Origin of the sequence: Lactobacillus sp. UCMA15818, from assembly GCF_030400225.1 — a bacterium.
Classification (GTDB): Bacteria; Bacillota; Bacilli; order Lactobacillales; family Lactobacillaceae; genus Liquorilactobacillus.
In genome coordinates this window covers 14,031-39,741 of record NZ_VJYB01000003.1, presented here as the reverse complement: position 1 = coordinate 39,741, position 25,711 = coordinate 14,031, and the positions used below count along the sequence as shown (strand labels likewise).

Here is a 25,711-nt window from a genome sequence, read left to right as displayed (position 1 = left end):
ATTTTAAATGTCGTTCAAAATGAAAACCAATTATGCACATAATCCAGCTGATATCGAACATTATTCAACCACGCAAATGCGTGAGGAATTTGTGATGGATAAATTATTTAGTGTTGGCGATGTCTTACTAACTTATACGTACAATGACCGCATGATTTTTGGTGGTGTTACACCAGGTAATCAAGTTTTGGAAATTAAACTTGATAAGGAATTAGGTGTTGACTATTTCTTGCAACGTCGTGAATTGGGAATTATTAACATTGGTGGTAAAGGGTATTTGACAATTGACGATGAAAAAATTGAAATGGTAAAACACGATGGTTATTATGTGGGAATGGGAACAAAACAGGTACTTTTTGGATCCGAGGATATTTCGAATCCAGCTAAATTTTATGTAGTTTCGACTCCAGCGCATAAAACTTTTCCAAATAAAAAGTTATCATTTGCTGATGCTTTGAAAAAGCCATTGGGCGATCAAAAACACATAAATAAACGTACTATTTATAAATATATTGATGCTACACAAATGGACACCTGCCAGCTGCAAATGGGCTATACTGTTTTAGAGCCAGGTTCTTCTTGGAATACTATGCCCGCACATACTCATGCTCGACGAATGGAAACATACATGTATTTTGAGTTCGAAGAACCAGATACGAAAGTTTTTCATTTTATGGGCGTACCTAAGCAGACTAAACATGTTGTACTGAATAATGAACAAGCAGTAATTAACCCAAGTTGGTCAATTCATTGTGGTGTTGCAACCACTCGCTATTCTTTTATTTGGGCAATGTGTGGTGAAAATCAGACTTATGATGATATGGATTCAGTTGCAATGAATGATCTTAGATAAATTTGAGGAGATGTTATAACATGGAACAATCAAATGAAGAAATCAAAGTTAACGAAGCTGCATTGGATAAATTTAAAATAAATTTTTTCAGTCTTAAAGGAAAAGTCGCCGTTATTACGGGTGGTAATACGGGATTAGGGCAAGGCTATGCAGTTGCTCTAGCTGAAGCGGGTGCAGATGTATTTATTCCTACTTTTGCCAAAAAAGAGTGGGATGTCACTCGCAGTATGATTGAAAAAAGAGGTCGTCGGGTAGAATTTATGCAGATTGATTTGACTCAAAAGGGCGCACCTCAAAAAATAATTGATGAAGTAATTAAAAAATTTGGAAGTATTGATATTTTAATCAACAATGCTGGAATGATTCGACGTAATCCTTTACTTGAATCAAAGGATGAAGATTGGGAGAAAGTCATTGATATTAATTTAAACGCTGTCTATTATATGTCAATGGCAGCAGCCAAAGAAATGGCAAAACAAAAATCAGGAAAGATTATTAATATTGGTTCAATGCTTTCTTTCCAAGGAGGGAAATTTATTCCTTCCTACACAGCTTCAAAACATGCTGTAGCAGGTTTAACGAAGTCCTTTGCTAGTGAACTAGGTTCATATAATATTCAAGTTAATGCAATTGCACCCGGTTACATTAAGACTGCCAATACGGCTCCAATTCGGGCAGACAAAGTAAGAAACCAAGAAATTATTGATCGAATTCCTGCGGGACACTGGGCGGAACCTCATGAGCTGATGGGAGTAGCAGTTTTTCTTGCAAGTAAGGCCTCGGATTACGTAAATGGACATATTTTGGCGGTTGATGGTGGATATTTAGTTAGATAAAGATAAAAAGAGAGCTTTTTTGAAAGGGTGTCTGGAAAGTGAGTGAAGTAAACCTTTTGACATTTGGTGAACCATTAGTTATGTTTGCGTCTCAGGATTTGAATTTAAGCTTAACCGATTCCACCCACTTTAGAAAATTACTTGCAGGAGCGGAGCTAAATGTGGCAATTGCTGCAAAAAGATTAGGAATTGGTACTGAGTATGTGACTTCTGTGGGAAATGATTTGTTAGGAATTTATATTAAAAAAAGTATTAGTGAATTAGAAATTGGAACTCATTATTGCTATACAGATGAAACACATCAATCTGGTTTTTACTTCAAACAAAGAGTTAGTCAGGGGGATCCTTCAGTCTATTATTATCGTAATAATACTGCTGCAGCTAATTTTTCACAAAATTTTTTAGAAGATATTAATTTTACTGGGGTTAAGGCCCTTCATGTAACAGGAATTTTTGCTGCAACTTCATCAAATAATTTTAAAGTAATCCAAAAGTTGCTGAGTTTGGCGAAAGCAAAGAATATTATCAGTTTTTTTGATCCTAATATTCGACTACCACTTTGGGATTCTAAAGAATTGATGGTTGAGTCGTTGAATTCATTGGCACAACAGGCAGAGATAGTTTTGCCTGGTATTAGTGAAGGGAAACTTTTAACTGGACTAAAAAAGCCATCAGAAATTGCAGATTTTTATTTGAAATACAGTAACCGTACTAGGTTAGTAGTAATTAAATTAGGATCCAAAGGTGCATATTTTAAAAATATTAATGGAAATCAAGGATATATTTCTGGTTTCCAGCCACCTCGTGTAGTTGACACAGTAGGTGCTGGAGATGGGTTTGCAGCAGGGTTGATATCAGGAATTATTGAAAATTTATCAATAGAACAATCTGTTGCTCGTGCTTGTGCGATTGGAGCATTGGCTGTTTCGTCAGCAAGTGATAATGGGGGATACCCAACTAGGTTTGAACTTGAGAGATTTATGGAAAAAGTAAATGAAAATTGATAGAAAGTGAGATACGGAATGACAGAATTAATCACAGTTGGGGAACCAATGGGCCTCTTTATAGCGCAAGATAAGGGTCCACTGGAGAATGTTAAAAACTTTGTCAGTAGAATTGCTGGTGCAGATTTAAACGTTGCAATCGGAGTAGCACGTCTAGGGCATTCGGTTAATTTCATTACGCAAGTAGGTAAAGACACATTTGGTTATCAGATAATTAACTTATTACATGAAGAAGGGATAGAAACTTCAAATGTACAGCAAAGTGATATTTGGAAAACTGGGTTTATGCTGAAAGGGTTAGCCTCTGATAATGGGCGACCAGAGACGGATTATTACCGTAATGATAGTGCTACTTCAAATTTAGAGTTTAATAAATTTCGAGAAATTAACTTTTCTGATACCAAAATTTTACATCTTGGTGGAATTTTGGCCGGTTTAAGTGACAAGGGTTATCAGGCAACTTTGAAATTGATTAAAATGGCACGTCATTATAATATCCAAATTACTTTCGATCCTAATTTACGACCAACAATTTGGAATTCTAAAACCTTAATGATTAAACGTACTAATGAAATTGCGCAGTTGTGTGATGTTGTAATGCCAAATATCAAGGAAGGACGAATTTTAACTGGCAAGTCAACAGCCGAAGAAATTGCTGATTACTATTTGAGTAATAGTAATGTTAAACAAGTGATTATTAATATGGTAGATGATGGTTCTTTTAGCAAACGTAAAGTGAACAAATGTGACACACAGAAAGAACTTGTGACTGCAATCAAAGACTTGAAGATTATTGATCGCATCGGAGCTGGGGATGGCTTTGTAGCTGGTGTAATTTCAGCTAAACTTGAGGGCTTAAATGACAAAGATTCTTTACTGCGTGGTAGTGCAATCGGTGCTATTCAGATGCAAAATATTGGTGATAATGAGGGCTTGCCAACAAAAAAAGAATTAACTGTATTTATGGATAAGAAAATAAACTAGATGTTAGTGAGTATAATTTAAATTTATTTGATATGTGACATTCCATCGTTTTTGAGGTACAATAATTTCTAAATAAGAAACTATTAAGGATGGAAATTAATGGCAGATCAAATTTTTTATGGTACGGTTCTTCTAAAAGCTAAACAAATTACTGATTACATTGTTGACAGTAACACAGCAGTTTCTTTAAAAGACATCAGTGATAATCTTGCGATTACAAAACCAACTATTTTAAAAATACTGAGAACTTTAGAATATTGTGGTTTTGTTAATCGTAATTCTGAGACACAAAAGTATAGTTTAGGAACTGTCTATTTGCGTTATGGTCAAAAGGTTGCTGAAAGTTTTGATATTAAAGAACTTACTCGTCCTTTTCTTGAACAACTACGGGATAAAACGAATGAAACAATTAATCTTGGTATTGTCGAAAAAAACAAAGTTGTTCTTTTAGATAAGCTTGAAAGTTCGAGAAGTGTTAAACTTGTTTCGCGAGTTGGTGGTACGATGCATATGTATTCGTCAGCAATGGGAAAAACATTTTTGGCGCACTATACCCCAGAGAAATTGACGAAGTATTTGGAAAATACTTCGCTTGTATCATTAACCCCAAACACAATTACGGATGTGCAAACTTTGAAAGATGATCTTGAACAAGTACGTCAGCAAAATTTTGCAATTGACAATGTTGAAAATCAAGCAGATATTTTTTGTGTGGGTTTTATCTTGGAAAAAAATAGTAACTGTTATGGTGCCTTTAGTATTAGTGCACCTGAGTATCGTGTTACCAAAAAAGTATTACATGAATTTATAAAATATGGGAAGGAAGCACAACTAAAGATTTTGGAAGTTCTTAATTAAGTTCTGTTCCAGTTCGAAATAGGTCGCTATTTTAGTTTACATATATTTTAGCAATACATGTTGATGTTGTTTTTTGGTAAGTACCCAATAACTGACCATCCATAAAAAGTGAACTTCAAATTGACTATGTTTAATTATTAACTAAATTTATACTTATGTATTTTTAGACGCTAAAGTACATTAGCTTTTGGAGGTGCAGTCTATGGAAAATATATTAAAAGAGCTGGAAGAACAATTGCTTTTTTATAGACTTGAAATGTCAAATTAAGTTAGAAATAACTTAGTTGCTTATCTGTGATATTTTTCATGAATATCTCAATTGGTGTTTTGTAATTTAGTGATTTCCTCGGTATATGATTACGTCGGCTGCTGACTTGTTGAACCACAGTATTTGGTAAGCTACGAAAATCCATGTCCTTTTTGAGACCATCTCGTCTAATCATTCCGTTGTTGTTTTCATTTAAACCACGTTGGTTAGGAGCTCCAACTTCGGCAAAGTAAGCACTAATATCATGCTTATTCGCAATTTCTTTCCAGCCAGCAAATTCTTTACCATTATCAAAAGTAATTGATTTGAAAAGGTGTTTTGGCTGTTGAGACAACCATTGATCAAGGTGTTCGTTAACACATTCAGCTGATTTTTGTTGAATGTTCAAAATGATCTCAACTTTGGAGAGACGCTCAACTAAGGTCATAACTGCACCTTGGTGAGCTTTGCCTTGGACTGTGTCTGCTTCTAAGTGACCAAATTCATGTTGAAAATGAGGGTAATCCTGATATCGTTGGTAAATGCTTCTGCCAAGTCTGCCAGCTTTACCACGTCGTTCAACGTAACCATTTGGATGCCGTTTACCTTTCATTGGCAATAATTTCTTATTGAAAACTCCCCTTTGAAAAAAGCGGTATAAAGTTCTCATACTACAACTGATATGAATCTTTGCGCGACCAATAATTGTATCAGGGGTCCAACCTAATGAGACTTTTTGCTTAATGTATTTGACTTCATCTTCTGGTAATGTAATTACTTTTCGACCACAGTGAGCCTTGTTAATTCGGTAGTTTTCTTGGAATTGGCTAATTGAATGTCCGGTATCTAAGAAACGGTAAACACGATAAACAGTTTCACTAGAACGTTTAAGAGCTTTAGCAGCTTGGTAAGCTTTAATACCTTGTTTCCAAAAATTATATATGAAGGTTAATTCTTGTGTGGTAAGATGTTTATAGGTCATTTGTGGTTACCTCTCTTTTGATTAGGGATATTCAAAAGTCTACCACAAATGGCTTTTTTATTTCTAACTTAATTTTACAAACGACGAGAAAAGAAGATTTTAAAAAGCTACTTGATGAAAACTATAAAGAAATTGGGGTATCAGGAGAAGTTTGCAATAAGGCAATGGAATGAACTATGTAAACAGTCATCAAGTATTATCAAAAAAAAGGCTCACCATTTCTGATGTTTCTAGTAAAGGAATAGGGGAAAACCTGATTATGAATTCCTTCAGAACTACTGATAAAAGAACAAATACATCTGCTTTTAGAACATCTCTCTAGAAAAACAAGTTAATGGTAATTGGAAAATTTTTTTCTATCAAGGGGCATCTACAAATGAATAAATTCCTTCCATTGATATCTATACTGCAGAAGTAAGTTTTAATTATAGGGACTAAGATTTTCAATAACCCCTCAAAAACTTTGAAATAATAGCGGCAATAAAAATTACTATCTCAGATTATAAATACTACCATACTTCCTACTCCCTATTCCTTATTCCCTATAAATTACTTATACAATTGTTAATCGAAGGAGGCATAATTTATGACTTTAAAGAATATTTTCTATAATTATGTAGGCTTAGTAGCTACAACATTCCTCTGGTTTATAATTTTGGTGGATAAGGATAACGATATGCAAAGATTTTTCTTCATAGCTGTCATTGAGTTTCCAGTGACGATTTCAATTTTGTTTATTAAAGAGCTGGTTCTTAAATATAGAAAAAACAAATTTTAGTCTTGATTTATGAAACATGTTTATTCGTGATAAATATAGAAACTAGATCAAAATTTAATTTTTGACCCAGTCTTCAAAATAAGGAGCTTCACTAGAGAAAATTTTCTGGTGAAGTTCTTTTAGTATAATCTAAAAAACAATTGAGATTACTTGCAGGAGTGAGCTAATAGCCTACATGTGAAAACATTAACTTAAACTGGCACAAGTTAATGTGACTTAATGTTATTTACTTTGTCTTGAAAACGCTTGCAACAAGAAAGTAAAATAAAGATGTAAAAAGGAGGGAATTTTAATGGAAATGAAGAAATCAAAGAGTTCACTTAAGGCTAAAATTCAGAGACTAGGAACCACTCTTAGCGGAATGATTATGCCTAATATCGCGGCAATTATTGCTTGGGGGTTAATTACAGCAATTTTTATGGCAGCTGGGTGGTTTCCTAACAAGCAAATAGCGACGTTAATTAACCCAATGCTTAATTATATGATCCCGCTTTTAATTGCTTACGTTGGTGGTAGAATGGTCTATGAGGAACGTGGTGCAGTTGTGGGAGCAATTGCAGTCATGGGTGTGATTGTCGGTTCAAGTGTACCAATGTTCTTAGGAGCAATGATTATGGGACCACTTGGTGGCTGGAGTATTAAGAAATTTGATCAATTATTCCAAGATAAGATCAAGTCTGGTTTTGAAATGATTTACAACAACTTCTCAAGTGGAATTTTAGGAATGATATTAGCAATTTTTGGTGTTTTTGTAGTTAATCCACTTGTGACTGCTGGGAGTAACTTCATGAGTAAGGGTGTAGATTGGATTATTTCTATTCATATGCTACCTCTTGCAAATATTTTCATCGAACCTGCGAAAATCTTGTTTTTGAATAATGCAATCGGGAATGGAATCTTGGTACCCTTGGGTATTCAACAGGCTTCGCAATCAGGCAAGTCAGTCTTGTTCCTTCTCGAATCTAATCCAGGTCCTGGGATTGGCATCTTGTTAGCATTTATGATTTTTGGTAAAGGAACTGCGAAAGCATCTGCTCCTGGGGCAGCAATAATTCAATTCTTTGGCGGAATTCATGAGATTTACTTCCCATATATTTTGATGAAACCAGCATTAGTTTTTGCAGCCATTGCTGGTGGCGTGAGTGGAACATTTACTTTCCAATTATTGAACACAGGATTAAAAGCAGCTGCATCTCCTGGCTCAATCATCGCAATTTTATTGATGACACCCAAAGGAAATTATTTGAAGATTCTAATTGGTGTTTTGGTTGCGGCAATTGTATCATTCGTGGTTGCAGCAATAATCTTGAAGGCTGATAAAACAATGACAGACGATAGTGACCTTGAAGCACGTCAACGACAGATGGATGCGATGAAGTCTGAATCAAAGGGTGGTGCGTCAACTGCTGCTAGTGGTCAGAGTGCTACAGAACAGGTCAAGGCATATGAAGATGTTAAAAAGATTATTTTTGCATGCGATGCGGGGATGGGTTCTTCTGCAATGGGGGCTTCCTTGTTGAGAGACAAAGTTAAAAAGTCGGGTATTACAGATATTCCTGTTACAAACACCGCAATTAGTCGTTTGAAAGACGAGAGTGGACTGCTTGTTATTACACAGGCAGAATTGGCTGAAAGAGCATTACAAAAGACACCAGGTGCAATGCATATTTCAGTTGATAACTTCTTGAGCAGTCCAAAATATGATGAAGTAGTTCTTAACTTGAAGGCATTGAACCAGATTTCTCCAAGTGAAGAGAAACCAACTGTTGTTGATGAAGACACAACAGTCGAGACAGGATTGCAAAATCTGAACTTCACAGCTATTAAAGAAGTTGACTTTATTCATCACGATCAGCGAGTAGGTTCGGCTACGATGGCAACATCAATGTTCAAAGATCGTTTGAAGAAGGCTGGTAGAAAGACACCAGTCAAGAATATTGGAATAGATGAACTTGAAGATAGTAGAGAACGTTTGGTTATAGTGACAAAGGAAGCAGAAAAGAATCTCAAATTGAGATATACAAATGTTCAGATTTTAAGTGTATCCAGTTTGCTTGAAGCTGACGAATATGATTCGGTTGTAGCACATTTAAATTAAAAAGGATGATGTAGCTTGATTTTGTTGTCAGAACGCCAGAAAAAGATTCTGCAAAAGCTGTGCAAGCACGATGAGGGTGTTTCGATGTCTGCGATTGAAGATTCGTTGGTGATTAGCAGAAGAACAGTATATCGGGAATTCTCAGAATTAAAACTGTACCTTGTACAACATGGCTTAAGTATTGCAAGCAACGATGGGCGTTACTGGCTACATGGATCAGATGAAAATCGAAAAAGATTAATGACTGAACTAAATAATCAGGTTGCAGAGGTTGCTTTGTCGAGCAGCCAGAGACAGGCGGCGGTTGTCTGTCTGCTTCTGCTTGGTACTGAACCAATTAAGATATTTTCTTTAGCCATTACACTAGGAGTTAGTGAAAATACTATTCAAAGAGATTTGAAGGGTATTGCAAAAGCTTTGAGAGAATATGGGATAAAAGTGGATGTGAGGAAGTCTGTTGGAGTTCAAAGTACAGGTGAGGAAGCACAAAAGCGGCTAATATTATGTGGAGTTCTTACAAATGAAATTAACGAATATGAGTTTTTTGATTATTTGAACTCCACTGATGAGAAACCAGCTAAAAGCTTTTTTCTGAATTTATTACCGAGACAGATTTTGTTTGAATGTGTTGCGGCACTCAAAAAGGCAATGGTAGAATATACCACAAAATCGGATATTCAGGAAGTTCAGTGGGTGTTGCTGGTTGCAATCTCAATACTGCGAATGAAGACGACAGTCATAAAAAGTTATTCTGCAGCAAAACAAAAGAGTATATTCAAGTATCGTCAGAAAGTCTTAGTAATACTAGATAAATTTGGAAGTGAAATAAAGGAAAAAATAACATCTGGAGAAATTGATTTTTTAGCAGTTCAGTTGAAGGGCCTTGATTATCATTTTTCAGCTGAAAGCTGGTCAGATGATTATGGGTTACAGATATCATATGATGTTAAAGAATTGATTAAGTGGGTCTCAGATGCATTTGGGTGGAACTTTGGCCGCGATCGGGATTTGTTTGACAGGCTTAGCAAGCATATTACCTTATTGCTGAAAAATAATACACTCAAGTTGCCTAATACAAGAATTGAAACACTTGAAAATGTTAGCCAACAATATCAAGAACTTTACAAAGCAATACAAGATGCTTTGCGCGAAGTATTTCCTGAATTTATTTTTACACCAATGGAAGCACAATTAATACTATTATATTTCGCAAATAGCTATACAAGTGATTCTAAAATACAAAAACTGAAGACTTTGATTGTATGTCCTAATGGAATTGGAACAGCAAGTATCTTGAAGAGCCGTCTGCAAAGAGAGATAGTTGAGATTCATGCAGTTAAAATAGCGAAGGTTTCAGAGCTTAATAATGTTGAACTCAGTCAGTATGATTTAATCTTGTCAACGGTGAGCCTTCCAGGGTTTGGTTGGAATTATCTAGTGGTCAGCCCGCTCCTGTTGGATGATGAAGTTCAGCAAGTTAAGTCTTTAATTAGGAAAATCGGTGGACGGCTTGAGTATGTAGAAGCACAAAATAAAAAAGTGACAAATGCCATATATGATAAAGGTCAAGAAAAATTAACGCGATTAGCCCAAGAGATAAAGGAAGCAAATGAGTTTGCGAATTCAGTCGAAGTTTCTAGAGTTAATAGTACAGGTGATTTAGGGAGTACATTGGATTTGATACTTGGTTCAATTCCAGAAAAAATCACAAATGAAAAACAAGCGGTAAAAGAGGAACTTTTAAAGCGAATACGCTTAGCACCAGTTGGAATTCCGCGAGCAACAATTGCATTGGTTCACGCTACAAATTCCAATGTAAAACGCCCATTCTTCAATATTTATGACCTCACAAAGCCGATTGATATGTTGGCGATGGATCAAGCTCCAATCAAAGTCAGTAGAATACTTTTGATGCTGGGGCCAACTCCAATGACGGATTTTCAAAATATTTTGATGGGGACAGTCAGTGGGGCAATCGTAATGAGCAACTTTACTACGGGTATTTTTGAAAAGGGCAATCAGGATCAAGTTCGTGACCTGATAGCTACTCAGTTCTTGGAGCAAATTGAAATGAAAGGAAAGTGATGATGAAGATGGATTTAGAGAAAGATATGATTAAGCTTGATCAGCATGTGGCAACCAAGGAAGAAGCTATTCGTCTTGCAGGAAAACTGCTTGTAGATAGTGGGGATGTTGAGCCTGAATATGTAGAATCTATGATTGCTAGAAATGATGATGTTTCGACATATATGGGGAATTTTATCGCAATTCCTCATGGAACCGAAGATGGAAAGAAATTCATTAAGAAGACTGGAATCTCAGTTGTTCAAGTGCCAATGGGAGTTGACTTTTCAGAGGATAGTCAGAATGAGAATGTTGTAACTGTAGTCTTTGGGATAGCAGGTCTAAATGGAGAACATCTAAATTTATTGTCACAAATAGCACTTTTTTGTAGCGATGTTAATAATGTTGTAAAGCTTGCGGATGCGCAATCGGAACAAGAAATTATAAACTTGTTGAAAGAGGTCGATAAATAATGAAAGCAGTACATTTTGGAGCAGGTAACATTGGACGTGGATTTATTGGAGAAACATTAGCAGCTAATGGATTTGAAATCAAATTCGTTGATGTTAATGAGACAATCATTGATGCATTAAATGAGAAGAAAAGCTACACAATCCAGTTGGCTGATGAATCTCAAAAAGAAATTACAGTAACTAATGTCAGCGGGATTAATAATGCTAAGAATCCAGAAAAGGTTGTTCAGGCAATCGCGGATGCTGATATTGTAACGACAGCAATCGGACCCAAGATTCTAAAATTCATTGCACCATTAATTGCAGATGGAATTGTTGCTAGGAAGTCTGCAGGTAACGAGAGTAAGATTGATGTAATTGCCTGTGAGAATATGATTGGTGGAAGTCAGAACCTGAAGAAAGAAGTATACACACACTTAGCTAAAGAAGATCAGAAGTATGCAGACGAGATAATCGGATTTCCTAACGCTGCAGTTGATCGGATTGTTCCATTACAAAAGCATGAAGATCCTTTGTTTGTGTCAGTTGAACCATTTAAAGAATGGGTTGTTGATGAACATCAGATGAAGGCTCCTGAAATAAAATTAACGAGTGTAGAGTATGCTCCTGATTTGGAACCTTATATTGAACGTAAGTTATTCTCCGTAAACACAGGGCATGCAACAGTTGCATATACAGGCAAATATAAAGGATATACAGATATTGGTTCAGCAATCGCCGATGAACAAGTTCTTGAGCAATTAAAGCGGGTCTTGAAAGAGACAGGCGACTTATTAATTACAAAATGGGACTTTGATCGTGCGAACCATGAAGCATATCAACGTAAGATAATTGGTAGGTTTGAGAACAAATATTTATCTGATGATATTGCAAGAGTTGGAAGAACTCCGATTCGCAAATTAGGATATGACGAACGGTTCATTCGACCGATTCGTGAAGCAAAAGATAGAGGACTATCATATGAAGCATTATTAGAGACAGTTGGGATGATTTATACTTTTGACGAGCCTAATGATACTGAGAGTCAAGACTTGAAAAAGTTAATCGTAGATAAGCCAATTGCAGATGTTGTGGCACAGACAACGGGATTGGATGATCATGAATTAGTAACACAGATTGTTAGTTCTTATCAAAAAGCACTTGCTAATAAATAACTAGATTCTTTTCTAGAAAAGGTATACGGCTGAAAGACTATACGAAGCTGTATGCCTTTTTGGTATATCCTTATTTTTTGTCATGTGTTTTTATATACCAATATTTGAATTATAGTTTGACAACCATATTGATAGGTACTATATTAGATGTATTAAAGCTAAGATTATCACATTTTGATATAGACCAATTTAATGAAAATTAATAATTAATTAGAAAATGGTTAGGAAGGCTGGTTTTGGTATGTGTGGAATAGTAGGTATTACTGGTAATAAAAATGCAGTTGATATTTTGTTGAATGGATTACAACGTCTGGAGTATCGAGGGTATGACTCTGCAGGTATATATGTGAACTCGCAAGATGGTAAAGAGTATCTTGTTAAGGAAAAAGGACGGATTGACGACTTACGTGAAGAAATTGGGGCTGATGTTCATGGTACAAGTGGAATCGGTCATACGAGATGGGCAACGCATGGAGTACCAAGCAAAGAGAATGCACATCCACATGTTTCAGCAGATGGACGTTTCTTTTTGGTACATAATGGTGTGATTGGCAACTTTGCAGAATTAAAAACAACCTATCTGCAAGACGTTAAATTTGCTAGTGACACGGATACCGAAGTAATTGTACAGTTGATTGCGAAATTTGCGAAAGAAGAAAATCTTGCAACCAAAGAGGCTTTTAAAAAGGTTATCTCACTGGTAGATGAAAGTTCTTCATATTCATTCTTGTTGATGGATAACCAAGAACCTGAAACCCTGTATGTTGCAAAGAACAAGAGCCCCCTTCTGATTGGGGTAGGTAATAACTTTAATGTGGTATGTAGTGATGCAATTGCAATGCTTGATCAAACACATGACTTTATTGAACTCGTTGATGGTGAGATCGTGATTGTCAAACCACAAAGTGTAACAATTGAAGATCCACAGGGAAATGTTATTGATCGTAAGCCATTTCATGTTGATACAGATGCTTCTGAAGTTGAAAAGGGTGCATATCCTTATTATATGTTGAAAGAAATTGATGAGCAGCCTACTGTAATGCGTTCATTGATTAAGCATTATATTGCAGATGATGGGTCAGTTACAATTGATGACACGCTTTTGGATAGTATCAAAAAAGCAGATCGTTTATATATCGTAGCGGCTGGAACGAGTTATCACGCAGGGCTTGTTGGTAAAGAACTCTTTGAGGGATTAACGAAGACCCCAACAGAAGTTCATGTAGCATCAGAATTTGGTTATAATCCACCATTGTTGTCCAAAAAACCATTCTTTGTCTTTTTGACTCAAAGCGGAGAAACTGCCGATAGTCGTCAAGTTTTAGCACAAGTCAATAAGTGGGGATATGAGAGTTTAACGATTACAAATGTTGAGAATTCGACGTTATCACGGGAGGCAACATTTACATTATTGTTGTATGCTGGTCCTGAAATAGCTGTGGCTTCAACTAAAGCATATACTGGACAGATTGCACTTGAGGCAATTCTTGCGAAGAAAATTGGTGAAGAGAAAGGCATTTCAGCTGCAACTTCATTTGATGTTGCACATGAACTTACAACGGTTGCTAACGGGATGCAAGAATTAGTTGATGAAAAGAGCCAGTATGAACAGATTGCGGCAAATGTTCTTGCAACGACACGCAATGCTTTTTATATTGGCAGAGCAATTGACTATGATGTTGCACAAGAAGCTGCATTGAAGTTAAAAGAAGTATCTTATGTACAAACTGAAGGATTTGCTTCGGGTGAATTGAAACATGGAACAATCGCGTTAATTGAAGAAGGAACTCCTGTAATTGCAATTATTACTGGAGCAAAAACTGCAAAGCATACTAGGAGTAATACACAGGAAGTTTTGGCTCGTGGCGCAAATGTGATAAATATCGTAAGTCGTAATTTGGCAGAAGATGGTGATCAGGTTATCTTGCCAGATGTGCATTCACTATTAACGCCACTACTAGCAATTATACCTTGTCAGTTATTGGCTTATTACACGAGCCTGCAGCGTGGGTATGATGTTGATAAGCCTCGTAACTTGGCTAAGAGTGTAACGGTTGAGTAAACTGGATTATATAAGTTTCCAATAAAACAGCTATCTCAGAAAAAATGATACTTTTTCTGAGATAGCTGTTTTGATATAACCATAAAAAGAGACACATAAAAGTTGATAAAGTTTAATTACCAACTTGAAATAACATAGTGATTCCTTACTATAAGTAATGTGAATGTAGATGAAAGAAACTCTGTTCTTAAATTTTTAATATTCAGATTTCTTCCAACATCACCCGCCATTCTTCAACAATATTTTGAAGTACAAAACTTTGCGATCTTTCCCGAGATTTTTTTGCCCAATACTCACGTGCTTTTTTATTTTGTGTAAGCTGTTTGAGCTGCTTAACTAAGTCTGCAACATCATGGTCAGCAGTAATAATACCAAACTGATTGTCTAGTAAATATTCATAGGCACCTGTGTTATTCATGGAAATAACGGGCAAACCGAAATTCATGGCTTCACCGATTACTAATGGCATTCCTTCCCAACGTGAGGTCATGAGAAAGATTGAAGAGGCTTGATAGTGTTCTTGTAATTGTTGATCTGAGAGTGTTCCCAAAAGTTGTAATTTATCTTCTAGTTTTAGGCGCTTAATTTCATTTTGCAGATTATTATAGTCAGGACCGTCACCAGCTAACTTGATAATCCAGCCATCTTGTAGTTGCTCAGCTGTACTGAGCAATAAATCTAACCCTTTTTGTGGTGTATCAATTCTAGATACAGCGCTAATGATAGGATTATTTAATGTGGATAATTTGGTAACATCAATGGTGAGCGGATTATATAATACTAAGGTTTTCGCCTGTTTTTCCGAAAAGCCTTGCAGATCGTGTTCTGTCAAAACCACTAATCTATCGGCTGCAGCCAAGCCAGCCACGAATTCTGTTTTCATGAATTGATAATAATTGTTCATATAAGTCTCATAGCTGTTATGCATCCAAGCGATGCAATGGATATCGGGAAGTTGTTTTTTAATTTTTGGAATAAAGCTGGTTAGTAGACCCGCAGTTAAGATGACTGCATCATATTCGCCAACCTCCAATACTTTAATCAAATCCACTATTTGGTCCCGATAGTTAATAAACGGTTCCTTGCCTCTGAAGCTTTTTCCAGAATTTACAGGAGACTTTGATGTAATGAGCGGCGCGGCGAGCTTGAAGAAGGCAGTGTTATCTGAAAGAGAATAATAAGTTACTTCCATTTTTTTTGAAAGCTCATTGCCAATGACTGTTGCAACTCTTTTAAGTCCATCCATTACTAGATTTTCTACACAAATTAATATCTTCATAATTTACATCCCCTAATATGAAATCTTCCCAGGTTTATTTACAAAGCTTCTCAAAAAATGGTTCCACGTATTATTTCTTCAGGCACATTCTCAAACTAATTTGTGCTGACTGCTTAAAGTTATTCATAAAAAAGCGGTACTCCATTTGTCTTCCTCAAAACTACTATAAATCGCTGTAATAATAAAGAAAAAAGCATATTTCAGTAAGAGAATACTAGTACAAATTAAGTGCAATTAAAACAAGAATAATTGAGAATATTAGATAAATAGAAAGTAATATTAAAATTGAATAAAAAAATAGGTTTTTCACAATGTTTTGTAGCCTAATAATTGATTTTACTTATTATAGTAGTATATTTTTAAGTGAATGTGTTTGATGTTCTTACATAAATTTACGGTGTGTGAGAAATACTGACGTTCTTAAAAAAACAAAAGGGAGGGGTTTCGTATGAGTATTGTTGAACTTGGACGATTTCAGTTTGCGATGACAACGATTTATCATTACTTTTTTGTTCCGTTTTCGATTGGAACAGGATTGGTAGTTGCAATTATGGAAACAATGTATGTTATTACAAAAAAAGATAAATATCTTAAAATGACGAAATTCTGGGGTAATATTTTTCTATTAAGCTTCGCTGTTGGAGTTGTGACGGGTATTATTCAAGAGTTCCAATTTGGGATGAACTGGTCAGCTTATTCGCGGTTTGTCGGCGATATTTTTGGGGCACCATTGGCAGTGGAAGCATTGCTTGCTTTTTTCATGGAATCAACGTTTTTGGGACTATGGATTTTCACTTGGAAGATGGTCAGTCCTAAATTACACGTTACTTTTATGTGGATTGTAACCTTAGCTTCTTCGCTGTCGGCGTTGTGGATTTTGGCGGCCAATAGCTTTATGCAGCATCCTGTGGGTTATACAATCAAAGATGGGCATGCTGTAATGACAAGTTTCAGTGCACTTCTAAAGAATCCGCAATTATGGTATGAATTTGGACATGTCATTGCTGCCGCAGTCGTAACTGGTGGGATAATTATTACAGGATTATCAGCGTTTCAATTGCTTAAGAAAAAAATTGAGAATCCTGATTTTTACAAGCAATCATTGCATATCGGGTTATTAGTAGCCTTATTTGGATCAATCGCGGTTTTAACAGCAGGCGATCTGCAGATGAAGGAACTAGTAAAAGAGCAGCCAATGAAGTTTGCAGCTACTGAAGGTTTATATAAGAACTCAGGTGATCCGGCTTCATGGACACTTGTTGCTTGGGCAAATGAGAATGGTCATAAACGTGTTTGGGGCGTTGAAGTTCCTTATGTATTAAGTATTTTGGCATACGACGAGCCATCAGGTTCTGTTAAGGGAATGAATGCCATAAACAAACAGCTGGTTAAGGAATATGGGAACCGCAACTATTATCCACCAGTTAACACACTATTTTGGAGTTTTAGAATAATGGCTGGCTTTGGGACGTTGATGCTACTTGTTTCCTTGCTGGGACTGTTCTTTACGAGAAAGAAAAATCAGCTTTTATATCGACAAAAATGGATGCTGTGGATTTTAGGATTATGTACTTTCACGCCATTCCTAGCTAATACTACTGGTTGGTTAGTAACGGAATTAGGTCGTTATCCATGGACAGTTTACGGCTTATTCACGATTAAACAAAGTATCTCACCAAATGTTTCAGTTGCATCGTTATTGATATCTAATATTGTCTATTTTCTCTTGTTCACAGGTATTGGGGTAACGATGATTTCATTAGTTGTTCGTGAACTTAGAAAGGGACCAGATTATGAAGAGAAACTCGATGAGCAAGAAAAAAGAGCTGCTCGGATTGATCCATTTGATAAGGAGGCATTTGAATAATGAGTGGATTACAACTATTATGGTTTATTTTAATCGCAGTTTTATTCTCAGGCTTCTTTTTTCTCGAAGGTTTCGACTTTGGAGTAGGGATGGCAGTTCAATCTCTAACACATAATGAGAATGAGAAGGATCAAATTGTTGCAACAATTGGGCCTGTTTGGGATGGGAACGAAGTATGGTTAATTACAGCTGGAGGGGCATTGTTTGCCTCATATCCCTTCTGGTATGCGACATTATTTAGTGGTTACTATTTGATACTATTAATGATATTGACTGGACTTATTATTCGTGGGGTATCATTTGAATTTAGAAAGAATGTTCCAGCTAAGCAAAAACAGTTTTGGAATTGGACACTCTCAATTGGTAGTCTGATTGTTCCATTTTTCTTTGGTGTGATGTTTATTAGCATGATTAAGGGAATGCCGATTGATGCGCATGGTGATATGTCTGCGACCTTTGGTGACTATATTAATTTATTCTCGCTTGTTGGTGGGATTGCAGTCGTCTTGCTTAGTTACTTGCATGGATTGAACTATATTGCTCTTAAGACGACTGGACCTATTCGTAATCGTGCAAAAAATTATGCCAAGTTCTTATATGGCGTCTTGTATCTTGGCTTGGTTGCATTTGCTGTTTTGATGTATTTTAATACGGACTTTTTTGAATTACATTTTGCAACTACTTTGGGATTACTTATCTTGATTGTTGTCTTGACGATAGTTGCCAATATTGCAGTCATGAAGGATGCCGAGATAACAACTTTTGTTGCAAGCGGTGCGACCTTTGTAGCATTAGTTGCACTGATCTTTACGGGGATGTTCCCAAGAGTAATGATTAGTTCAATCAACTCTAAATATGACTTATTGATTACGAATTCTTCTTCTAGCCCATATACATTGAAGATTATGTCATATGTAGCGATTACTTTCTTACCTTTAGTCTTGGCATATTTTGCATGGACTTATTATATTTTTAGAAGAAGAGTAAAACATGCACCTGTCATGGAGACGAAATAATGATTGATAAAAAGCTGATGATGTTGCCAGGGATAAAAAAAGTGTTAGTAATCCTGACCGGATTGGCTCTGATGCAAGCTGTCGCAATTGTTGGACAAGCTTGCTTTTTGTCGACAGCAATAGTTGGGCTGTGGAGTGGAAATGAGATAGGTAACCAAGTTAAGTGGATCTTACTTTTTTTCTTATGCTTTGCAATCAGACATCTAGTCAATTTCTATCGTGAAGGGCTATTGGATGACTATGCTGCTGAGCAGGCTGGTAAAATCCGAGGGAAGTTATTGAATAAAGTTTTTCATCTTGGTCCAATTGTTATTCAAAGTAATGGAACTGGTAATACCACAACAATGGCGCTTGAAGGAATTGATCAGGTTGAAGATTATTTACATCTGATTCTTGCTAAGGTTACGACGTTAATGACTGTTCCGTGGGTTGTTTTAGTGGCAATTTTTTATTTTGATTGGGAGTCGGCCGCGTTCTTATTAGGCATTTTTCCTGTCATTATTATTTTCATGATTGTCTTGGGCTATGCTGCACAATCAAGGGCAGACAGGCAGTATGCTTCATATCAGATGCTGTCCAATCACTTTGTTGATTCCCTTAGAGGTATCGACACTTTAAAGTATTTCGGGCTTAGCAAGAATTATGCAAACAGTATTTTTAAGACAAGTGAAAAATTCCGTAAGGCGACACTTAATACACTTAAGATTGCAATTCTTTCAACATTTGCATTGGATTTTTTTACAACCTTATCAATAGCTGTTGTTGCTGTTTTCTTAGGATTGCGTTTGATTGATAATCATATGATTCTTTATCCAGCGTTGACGATTTTGATTCTTAGTCCGGAGTATTTTCTGCCGATTAGAGATTTTTCGAGTGATTACCATGCAACGCTGAATGGCAAGAATGCATTGAATGCAATAAACAAGATTTTGGATGTATCAGAGCCTCCTATTTTACCAGTTCCTGTCACTAAATGGAGTAATTCTTCACAGCTGGAACTTAGTAATCTAAATTTTTCTTACACAGAAAATAAACCAGCATTGAAAAGGATTAATTTGGCAGTTTCTGGATATAAAAAAGTCGGGATTATTGGATTGAGCGGTTCGGGCAAATCGACGTTAATTAATATTCTAAGTGGCTTTTTGAATCCGAATGAAGCGACTATTAGATTCAACAATGAAAAAACTAGTTCTTTTGCCCAAAAAGATTGGCAGAAACAACTGACGTATATTCCACAAAATCCTTATATATTCAAGGGAACACTGCGGGACAATATTGTCTTCTATCAACCCGATTCAACAATGGAACAGATTAGGCAGGCTGTAGAAGTTGTGGGGTTAGATAAACTGGTTTCTGAATTATCAAATGGATTAGATACTCAAATCGGTGAGGGTGCACGAGCTCTTAGTGGAGGGCAAGCGCAACGAATAGCATTAGCGCGGGCCTTCTTGGATAAGCAGCGAAGAGTCCTTTTGTTCGATGAACCAACTGCCCATTTGGATATTGAAACTGAAGTAGAGTTAAAAGAAAGAATGCTGCCTTTGATGGAGAATCACTTGGTGTTCTTTGCCACTCACAGGCTGCACTGGATGAGAGAGATGGATTTGATTTTGGTGCTGGACAAGGGGCAAGTAGTTGAGGCTGGAACGCTGGATGAATTACGCCAAAGTAATGGAGCTTTTGCAGAATTAACGCAGTCTTTGAGGAGAATATAGGATGAAAATATTTGAATTATTCAAGAAAGATACTTGGATTAGGCCATTTTTGAGTAAATACCGTAAGTCACTCTTCTTTGCACTAGTGTTAGGCTTCATGACCTTCTTTTGTGGAGGGGCACTTATGTTTAACTCGGGTTATTTAATTAGTAAGTCTGCTGCACATCCTGAGAATATCCTCTTAGTATATGTTCCAATCGTACTAACAAGAGCCTTTGGAATAGGTCGTCCACTTTTTAGATATTTAGAGCGCCTGACAAGTCATAATTGGGTCCTGAAGTTAACTTCGGAACTGCGCTTAAAGTTATATAAGGTATTGGAAAAGGATGCTGTTTTCTTTAAAAATAAATATCAAACTGGAGATATTTTAGGTCTGTTGTCAGAGGACATCGACCACATTCAAAATTTGTATCTAAGAACAGTTTTTCCAACAGTAATAGCTTGGATACTTTATGTGTTTATTATAATAGCTCTTGGTTTCTTTTCGGTCTGGTTTGCATTGATAATGCTATTATTGCTTTTTGTACAAGTTGTTTTGTTCCCACTCATGGCAATTCTTGTTAACGGCGCACGGCAAGAAAAGCAAAAAATGTTAAAAAATGAGCTTTACACAGAACTTACAGATAATATTTTGGGTGTTTCCGATTGGATATTCAGTCAGCGTGGGCAAGAATATTTAGATTTTCACAAGAAGATTGAAGACAAACTTCACCGGGTGACACACAAAATCAAAACAAGTAATCATTATCGTAACATGGGAGTTCAATTGATGTTTGGAGTGATGGCGATTGCTTTATTACTTTGGGCAGGAATTCAATTTCCCGGAAATCATGGTGGTGCAGCTAATTGGATAGCAGCGTTTGTCCTAGTGGTGTTCCCATTAATTGATGCCTTTGCTCCATTAGGTGATGCCGCACAAGAAACGAATATTTATCAAGATTCCTTAAAACGGCTAAATGAATTATCCGCTGACGCTGATGTTAAAAAGACAAACAAAAAAGTTGGGCAATTGGAAGCGCCCTTTGTAATTACCATAGATAATCTTAGTTTTCATTATCCAGCTGATGCTAAACGAGTCTTGAATAATCTGAGTTTGAATATTAATAGCGGTCAAAAATTGGCAATTTTGGGTCGAAGCGGATCAGGAAAGACAACCTTAGCTGAACTATTACGTGGAGACCTACAGCCAAGTGCAGGCAGTCTGAAATTGAATGGAATTGATGTGCAGGAACTTGGTGAATCTATTAGTGATTATGTTGGTGTTATTCATCAGGCTCCATATCTCTTCAATACGACAATCAGCAATAATCTCAGAGTTGGGAATGAAGATGCAACAACTGCTAGCCTTTGGAAGGTATTAGAACGTGTAGGGTTGAAAAGCCTTGTAACAAGTCTCCCTGAGGGCCTTGAAACGGTGGTTGATGAAGCAGGTCTTCGATTTTCAGGGGGAGAGCGCCACAGGTTAGCATTGGCTAGAATACTACTGAAAAATACTCCAATAGTGATACTGGATGAGCCAACGGTTAGTCTTGATCCCCTAACTGAACAGGATTTGATAGAAACATTCATGCAGCAACTAACAGGGAAAACGATAATTTGGATTACACATCATTTGCAGGGTTTATCGCTGATGGATAAAGTTGTTTTTATTGAAGATGGTGAACTTAAAATTGAAGGTTCCCCTGATAAACTCGCGGCTTCCAATGAGCATTACAGAAGACTCTTAGCAATTGACCATGGTGATTATGTGGTTGAATAGATAATTGCTAGGCCAGAATTTTTCCTTGAATTAGAATGTAGGCTGTATCTCCACCAAAAAAGTGTGTCCTATAAGGATTGGCTGAATACGAGAAAAGAGGGCTGACCTAAATTTTGGACCAGCTCCTCTATTTATTACGAGTAAACGTATTTTATAAGTCAAAAATCTCCAGCTAAATTCAAACATTCTAGGCTTATGGTGCATATGCTTTTAAAACTTACGGTTTAAGAGGCTGTGTGTTAGCTTTTTGATGCTGTGTGTGATCTCATTTTGTGGTAATTTATTGATTTCTTCTAATGCTTTTTCCGTGTAGCTCTGGGCGAAAGAAATTGCATCTTTGACACCTCCAAGTTTATGAACCAGATTGCTCACAGTTTTAATTTCAGCAACAGTGATATTTTGTTTTTTATCTAAAAGAGGTGCAAAGGCTTGTGGATCTTTTGCAAGCGCAAAGAGTAGCGGTGAGGTGTAGACTCCCTGAGCTAAGTCTTCTAACACAGGTTTTTTCAAGATCTTGCTTGAAGAAGTATAATCTAAGATATCATCATAAATTTGAAAGGCAATTCCAATGTTTTCACCAATTGAGGCTGCTGCCGGAGTTATTTCAGAGGAACTCTTGCCAAAGTATGCTCCTTCAAGGCATGCTAGGCGAAACAATTCTGCTGTTTTTCCTTTGATGTTTTCAACATAATTTTCAATTGTTTGTGTTTGATTAAAACGAGCATGCATTTGACTGAGTTCACCAAACAAGAGTTTTTTCATTGCTGCTGCATTATCTTTCATCATAGATGTACCATTCATGGTATCAATCAGTATTTCAAAAAATGCGGTAAATAATAAGTCACCTGCATAAACAGCGACATCTTTCCCAAAGTTAGACTGAATGGTAACTACACCGTGTCTAAGGGGAGAGTCATCGATGATATCATCATGAATAAGTGTGGCTTTATGTAATATTTCTAAGGACGCAGCAATTTTAAGTAATTGTTCTTCATTTTGTTCATGTTTATCTCCAAGTTCTGAAAAAAGAAGAAAAAGCCCTGGGCGCAGCATTTTCCCTTGTTCTTGGGCTGCAGCAGTAAGCAGCTGCTGCACATCAGAGTTATCAGTGCTGAGGTGTTCATTGATTAAAGAACTGACAGTATTGAGTTTTTGAGCAACATTTGGGTAGTGGGACCATATATCTAGCATATTAACATTGAATTCCTTTCCGATGAGCGATGACCATAATATGTTCTACACTATATTAAACCAAAATCAGCAGTTTAGCTATAATAAAGAAAAGGAGTGATTTAATTGACTGTTCCAGTATTTTTAGAATTAGTCGAAATAAAGGCTAAAACGGCAAGCATTTTACCGTTTTTATTAGGGACATGTTTTAGCTGGTTCAATTATCGTTCATTAAATCTTGGATTGCTAGTCATGTTTTTTATTGCAATGTTTTTGTTCAATATGGCTGTTGATATTTTAGATAATTACAATGATTATCTAAATGCGACTGAAGCACATGATTACAAGAAAGAAACAAATATTATTGGACGTGAGAACCTATCATTGAGGCTTGTATTTGGAATTATGATTAGTATGATCGCTGTATCGGCAATTATCGGTTTTATTTTAGCCTACATAACAGGCTGGCCATTATTGATAATGGGGGGGATTTGTTATTTTGTTGGGGTTTTTTATTCTTCTGGTCCGCGACCGCTTTCCAGCTTACCTTTAGGAGAGGTTTTTTCAGGTCCTACAATGGGATTTATGATTACACTAATTTGTGTGTATATTAATTCATATCAGAATTTTTCTTGGAGTTTAGTAAACGTGGGCGCAATCTTGGTGATTTCACTACCCAATACGATGTGGATTTCGAACTTAATGTTGGCTAATAATATCTGCGACCTTGCAGAAGATGAAAAAAATAATAGATACACTCTAGTTCACTATCTTGGGAAGAGACATTCATTACAATTATTTGTTATAATGAACTTTGTAGCTATAATTGCTCTGGTGGCTGCATTTGTTTTGAAAATTGCACCTTGGACAATGCTTTTATCCTTGGCTGTATTGCCAGTCATTATTAGGCAAGTTAGGTTGTTTTTGAACAAACAAGTAAAAAAAGAAACATTCAGCTGCGCTATCAAAATACTTGCCATTGGAGCCGTAAGTCAAACATTAACTTTTTTGATTTACATGCCGTTCATTAATAATTAAGAAGAAGGAGATGTAGAAATGAAGGAAATAGTTATTTTAGGTGCAGGATATGCCGGTTTGCGTGCCCTTCATCGGTTACAAGCAAGCAAGGGTGATTTTCATATTACTCTTGTTGATCGCAATAATTACCATTATGAGGCGACAGACTTACATGAGGTCGCAGCAGGTACGCAATTAAAGGAAAAGATTACCTATACAATATCTGATGTTGTCAAGCCTTCAGTGACGACATTTATTCAAGCTAAAGTTGAAACTATCAATCGCGAAGCAAAGACGGTTACGTTAGACAATGGTCAAGTTCTTAACTACGATTATGCAATTGTTTCTCTTGGCTTTCGTTCTGAATCATTCGGAATTACGGGTGTTGAAGACAATGCACTTGAAATGGTGGATATTGAAAGTGCAGAGAAAGTATATCGTCATATTGTTGGACAGATGCAAGACTACAATAAGACACAAAATCCAGATGATTTAAAAATTGTTGTCTGTGGTGCTGGCTTTACAGGAATCGAGCTCTTAGGCGCTCTTATTGAATCTCGGGCAGCCTTAGCTAAGATTGCAGGTGTATCTGATACTCAATTAGAAATCTATTGTGTTGAAGCTGTTACTCGCCTTTTACCAATGTTTGATGAAGACTTGGCCGATTACGGGATTTCTAGTTTGAAGAATTGGGGTATCAAGTTTCTTACCGGCAAACCCATCAAAGAGATTAGACCAAATACAGTTATCTATCAGGATGATAAAGAAACTGGTACCACCAAAGAGCTCTCTGCTAATACAATTATTTGGACCACCGGTGTAAGTGGTAGCCAAGTAATGGAGGCTTCTGGGTTCTCACAAAGACGTGGACGCGTCATCGTGAGTGATAATTTGACAGACTCTGATTTTGATAATGTTTATATTGTTGGGGATGTTTCGGCATTCATGAATAAGGAAAACAACCGACCATATCCAACAACAGCACAAGTTGCTCTTAAAATGGGTGATTACGCTGCAAAACATTTACTTGCACAATTAAGGGGCAACGAAATCGAAAAGTTTACCTTTAAATCACTTGGCTCTGTTGCTTCTATCGGAAATACCCATGCATTCGGTATGGTTGGTAAGTCAGCAGTCAAAGGTTATCCAGCATCATTTGTTAAGAAAGCGATTATGGATAAGTCATTATTTGCTACTGGTGGTGTCAAAGAAGTACTTGCTAAGGGACGCTTTGATTTGTACCATTAGAGTATTTTAATTAGCAGTTACAAATATGGTTCGAGAAGGGCTATATTTGTAACTCGAGTTAGATCTTGAGGTTAAACTTAGTTTTGAGACAGAGATATTTACAATTAACAGAAAAAAACAACCTAAGATTAGTTCTGGTATTAATTGGTGAAAATCAGTTAATATCAGAACTTTTTGTTTTACACTGAAAGTGAAGCTAAGGGCGACCATAACCTCTGGAACTTCGAGCCCGTATTTTAAAATGACT

General features: G+C 36.5%; 20 protein-coding genes. 17 read left to right on the top strand and 3 right to left on the bottom strand.

The features are described 5' to 3' along the window. The first annotated feature begins 7 nt into the window (after positions 1-7). The 5 genes from kduI (at position 8) to FFX44_RS05510 (ending at position 4,535) form a co-directional block, all read left to right on the top strand. Entirely contained in the window at positions 8-853 is an 846-nt protein-coding gene (gene kduI, locus FFX44_RS05530) for a 5-dehydro-4-deoxy-D-glucuronate isomerase (RefSeq protein WP_289978720.1), read from the top strand. 20 nt (positions 854-873) lie between these two features. Beyond that, a complete protein-coding gene (gene kduD, locus FFX44_RS05525) occupies positions 874-1,689 on the top strand; it encodes a 2-dehydro-3-deoxy-D-gluconate 5-dehydrogenase KduD (protein ID WP_289978718.1) in 816 nt (271 codons plus the stop codon). 38 nt (positions 1,690-1,727) lie between these two features. Then, positions 1,728-2,693 carry a sugar kinase gene (locus FFX44_RS05520; RefSeq protein WP_289978716.1) on the top strand — a complete coding sequence of 322 codons (966 nt, stop codon included), beginning with the start codon at positions 1,728-1,730 and terminating at the stop codon, positions 2,691-2,693. A gap of 18 nt (positions 2,694-2,711) precedes the next feature. Beyond that, the gene (locus FFX44_RS05515; RefSeq protein WP_289978714.1) at positions 2,712-3,677 is read left to right on the top strand and encodes a sugar kinase; all 966 of its coding nucleotides are present in this window, start codon (positions 2,712-2,714) and stop codon (positions 3,675-3,677) included. A gap of 99 nt (positions 3,678-3,776) precedes the next feature. Then, positions 3,777-4,535 (top strand): IclR family transcriptional regulator, encoded by a 759-nt coding sequence (locus FFX44_RS05510; protein WP_289978713.1) that lies wholly within the window; start codon positions 3,777-3,779, stop codon positions 4,533-4,535. Between the two features lie 269 nt (positions 4,536-4,804). On the opposite strand, the gene FFX44_RS05505 is transcribed toward FFX44_RS05510, so the two are convergent. After that, a complete protein-coding gene (locus FFX44_RS05505) occupies positions 4,805-5,764 on the bottom strand; it encodes an IS30 family transposase (RefSeq protein WP_289978712.1) in 960 nt (319 codons plus the stop codon). Between the two features lie 586 nt (positions 5,765-6,350). Between FFX44_RS05505 and FFX44_RS05500 the strand changes: the two genes are divergently transcribed. The 6 genes from FFX44_RS05500 (at position 6,351) to glmS (ending at position 14,393) form a co-directional block, all read left to right on the top strand. Further along, on the top strand, positions 6,351-6,542 hold the full coding sequence (locus tag FFX44_RS05500; protein ID WP_289978710.1) for a hypothetical protein: 192 nt from the start codon (positions 6,351-6,353) through the stop codon (positions 6,540-6,542). 292 nt (positions 6,543-6,834) lie between these two features. After that, a complete protein-coding gene (locus FFX44_RS05495; protein ID WP_289978706.1) occupies positions 6,835-8,640 on the top strand; it encodes a PTS mannitol transporter subunit IICBA in 1,806 nt (601 codons plus the stop codon). A gap of 15 nt (positions 8,641-8,655) precedes the next feature. Beyond that, complete coding sequence (locus FFX44_RS05490; protein ID WP_289978704.1) at positions 8,656-10,725, top strand: helix-turn-helix domain-containing protein; 2,070 nt, start codon at positions 8,656-8,658, stop codon at positions 10,723-10,725. Positions 10,726-10,733: 8 nt separating this feature from the next. Next, a complete protein-coding gene (locus tag FFX44_RS05485) occupies positions 10,734-11,177 on the top strand; it encodes a PTS sugar transporter subunit IIA (protein ID WP_289978702.1) in 444 nt (147 codons plus the stop codon). Next, entirely contained in the window at positions 11,177-12,331 is a 1,155-nt protein-coding gene (locus FFX44_RS05480) for a mannitol-1-phosphate 5-dehydrogenase (RefSeq protein ID WP_289978701.1), read from the top strand. Before FFX44_RS05485 ends, FFX44_RS05480 begins: the two co-directional genes overlap by 1 nt. Before the next feature lie 241 nt (positions 12,332-12,572). Next, positions 12,573-14,393 (top strand): glutamine--fructose-6-phosphate transaminase (isomerizing), encoded by a 1,821-nt coding sequence (gene glmS / locus FFX44_RS05475; RefSeq protein WP_289978700.1) that lies wholly within the window; start codon positions 12,573-12,575, stop codon positions 14,391-14,393. Between the two features lie 202 nt (positions 14,394-14,595). On the opposite strand, the gene FFX44_RS05470 is transcribed toward glmS, so the two are convergent. Next, complete coding sequence (locus FFX44_RS05470) at positions 14,596-15,672, bottom strand: glycosyltransferase (RefSeq protein WP_289978699.1); 1,077 nt, start codon at positions 15,670-15,672, stop codon at positions 14,596-14,598. 448 nt (positions 15,673-16,120) lie between these two features. Here FFX44_RS05470 and FFX44_RS05465 point away from each other — a divergent pair, with 448 nt between their 5' ends. The 4 genes from FFX44_RS05465 to cydC are packed head-to-tail and all read left to right on the top strand — an operon-like array spanning position 16,121 to position 22,029. Then, positions 16,121-17,539 (top strand): cytochrome ubiquinol oxidase subunit I, encoded by a 1,419-nt coding sequence (locus FFX44_RS05465; RefSeq protein ID WP_289978698.1) that lies wholly within the window; start codon positions 16,121-16,123, stop codon positions 17,537-17,539. Then, the gene (gene cydB / locus FFX44_RS05460; RefSeq protein ID WP_289978696.1) at positions 17,539-18,555 is read left to right on the top strand and encodes a cytochrome d ubiquinol oxidase subunit II; all 1,017 of its coding nucleotides are present in this window, start codon (positions 17,539-17,541) and stop codon (positions 18,553-18,555) included. The genes FFX44_RS05465 and cydB overlap by 1 nt, the downstream gene beginning before the upstream one ends. Continuing rightward, positions 18,555-20,270 carry a thiol reductant ABC exporter subunit CydD gene (cydD, locus tag FFX44_RS05455; protein ID WP_289978694.1) on the top strand — a complete coding sequence of 572 codons (1,716 nt, stop codon included), beginning with the start codon at positions 18,555-18,557 and terminating at the stop codon, positions 20,268-20,270. Before cydB ends, cydD begins: the two co-directional genes overlap by 1 nt. A 1-nt stretch (position 20,271) precedes the next feature. Next, positions 20,272-22,029 (top strand): thiol reductant ABC exporter subunit CydC, encoded by a 1,758-nt coding sequence (gene cydC / locus FFX44_RS05450; protein ID WP_289978691.1) that lies wholly within the window; start codon positions 20,272-20,274, stop codon positions 22,027-22,029. 210 nt (positions 22,030-22,239) lie between these two features. Here cydC and FFX44_RS05445 read toward each other — a convergent pair whose 3' ends face one another. Beyond that, positions 22,240-23,220, bottom strand: coding sequence for a polyprenyl synthetase family protein (locus FFX44_RS05445; RefSeq protein WP_289978687.1), 981 nt, complete (start codon positions 23,218-23,220; stop codon positions 22,240-22,242). A gap of 105 nt (positions 23,221-23,325) precedes the next feature. On the opposite strand from FFX44_RS05445, the gene FFX44_RS05440 reads away from it, so the two are divergent. Further along, complete coding sequence (locus FFX44_RS05440; protein WP_289978686.1) at positions 23,326-24,237, top strand: prenyltransferase; 912 nt, start codon at positions 23,326-23,328, stop codon at positions 24,235-24,237. Between the two features lie 18 nt (positions 24,238-24,255). Beyond that, positions 24,256-25,464, top strand: a complete 1,209-nt coding sequence (locus tag FFX44_RS05435) for an NAD(P)/FAD-dependent oxidoreductase (RefSeq protein ID WP_289978684.1) — start codon at positions 24,256-24,258, stop codon at positions 25,462-25,464. Positions 25,465-25,711 lie beyond the last annotated feature (247 nt).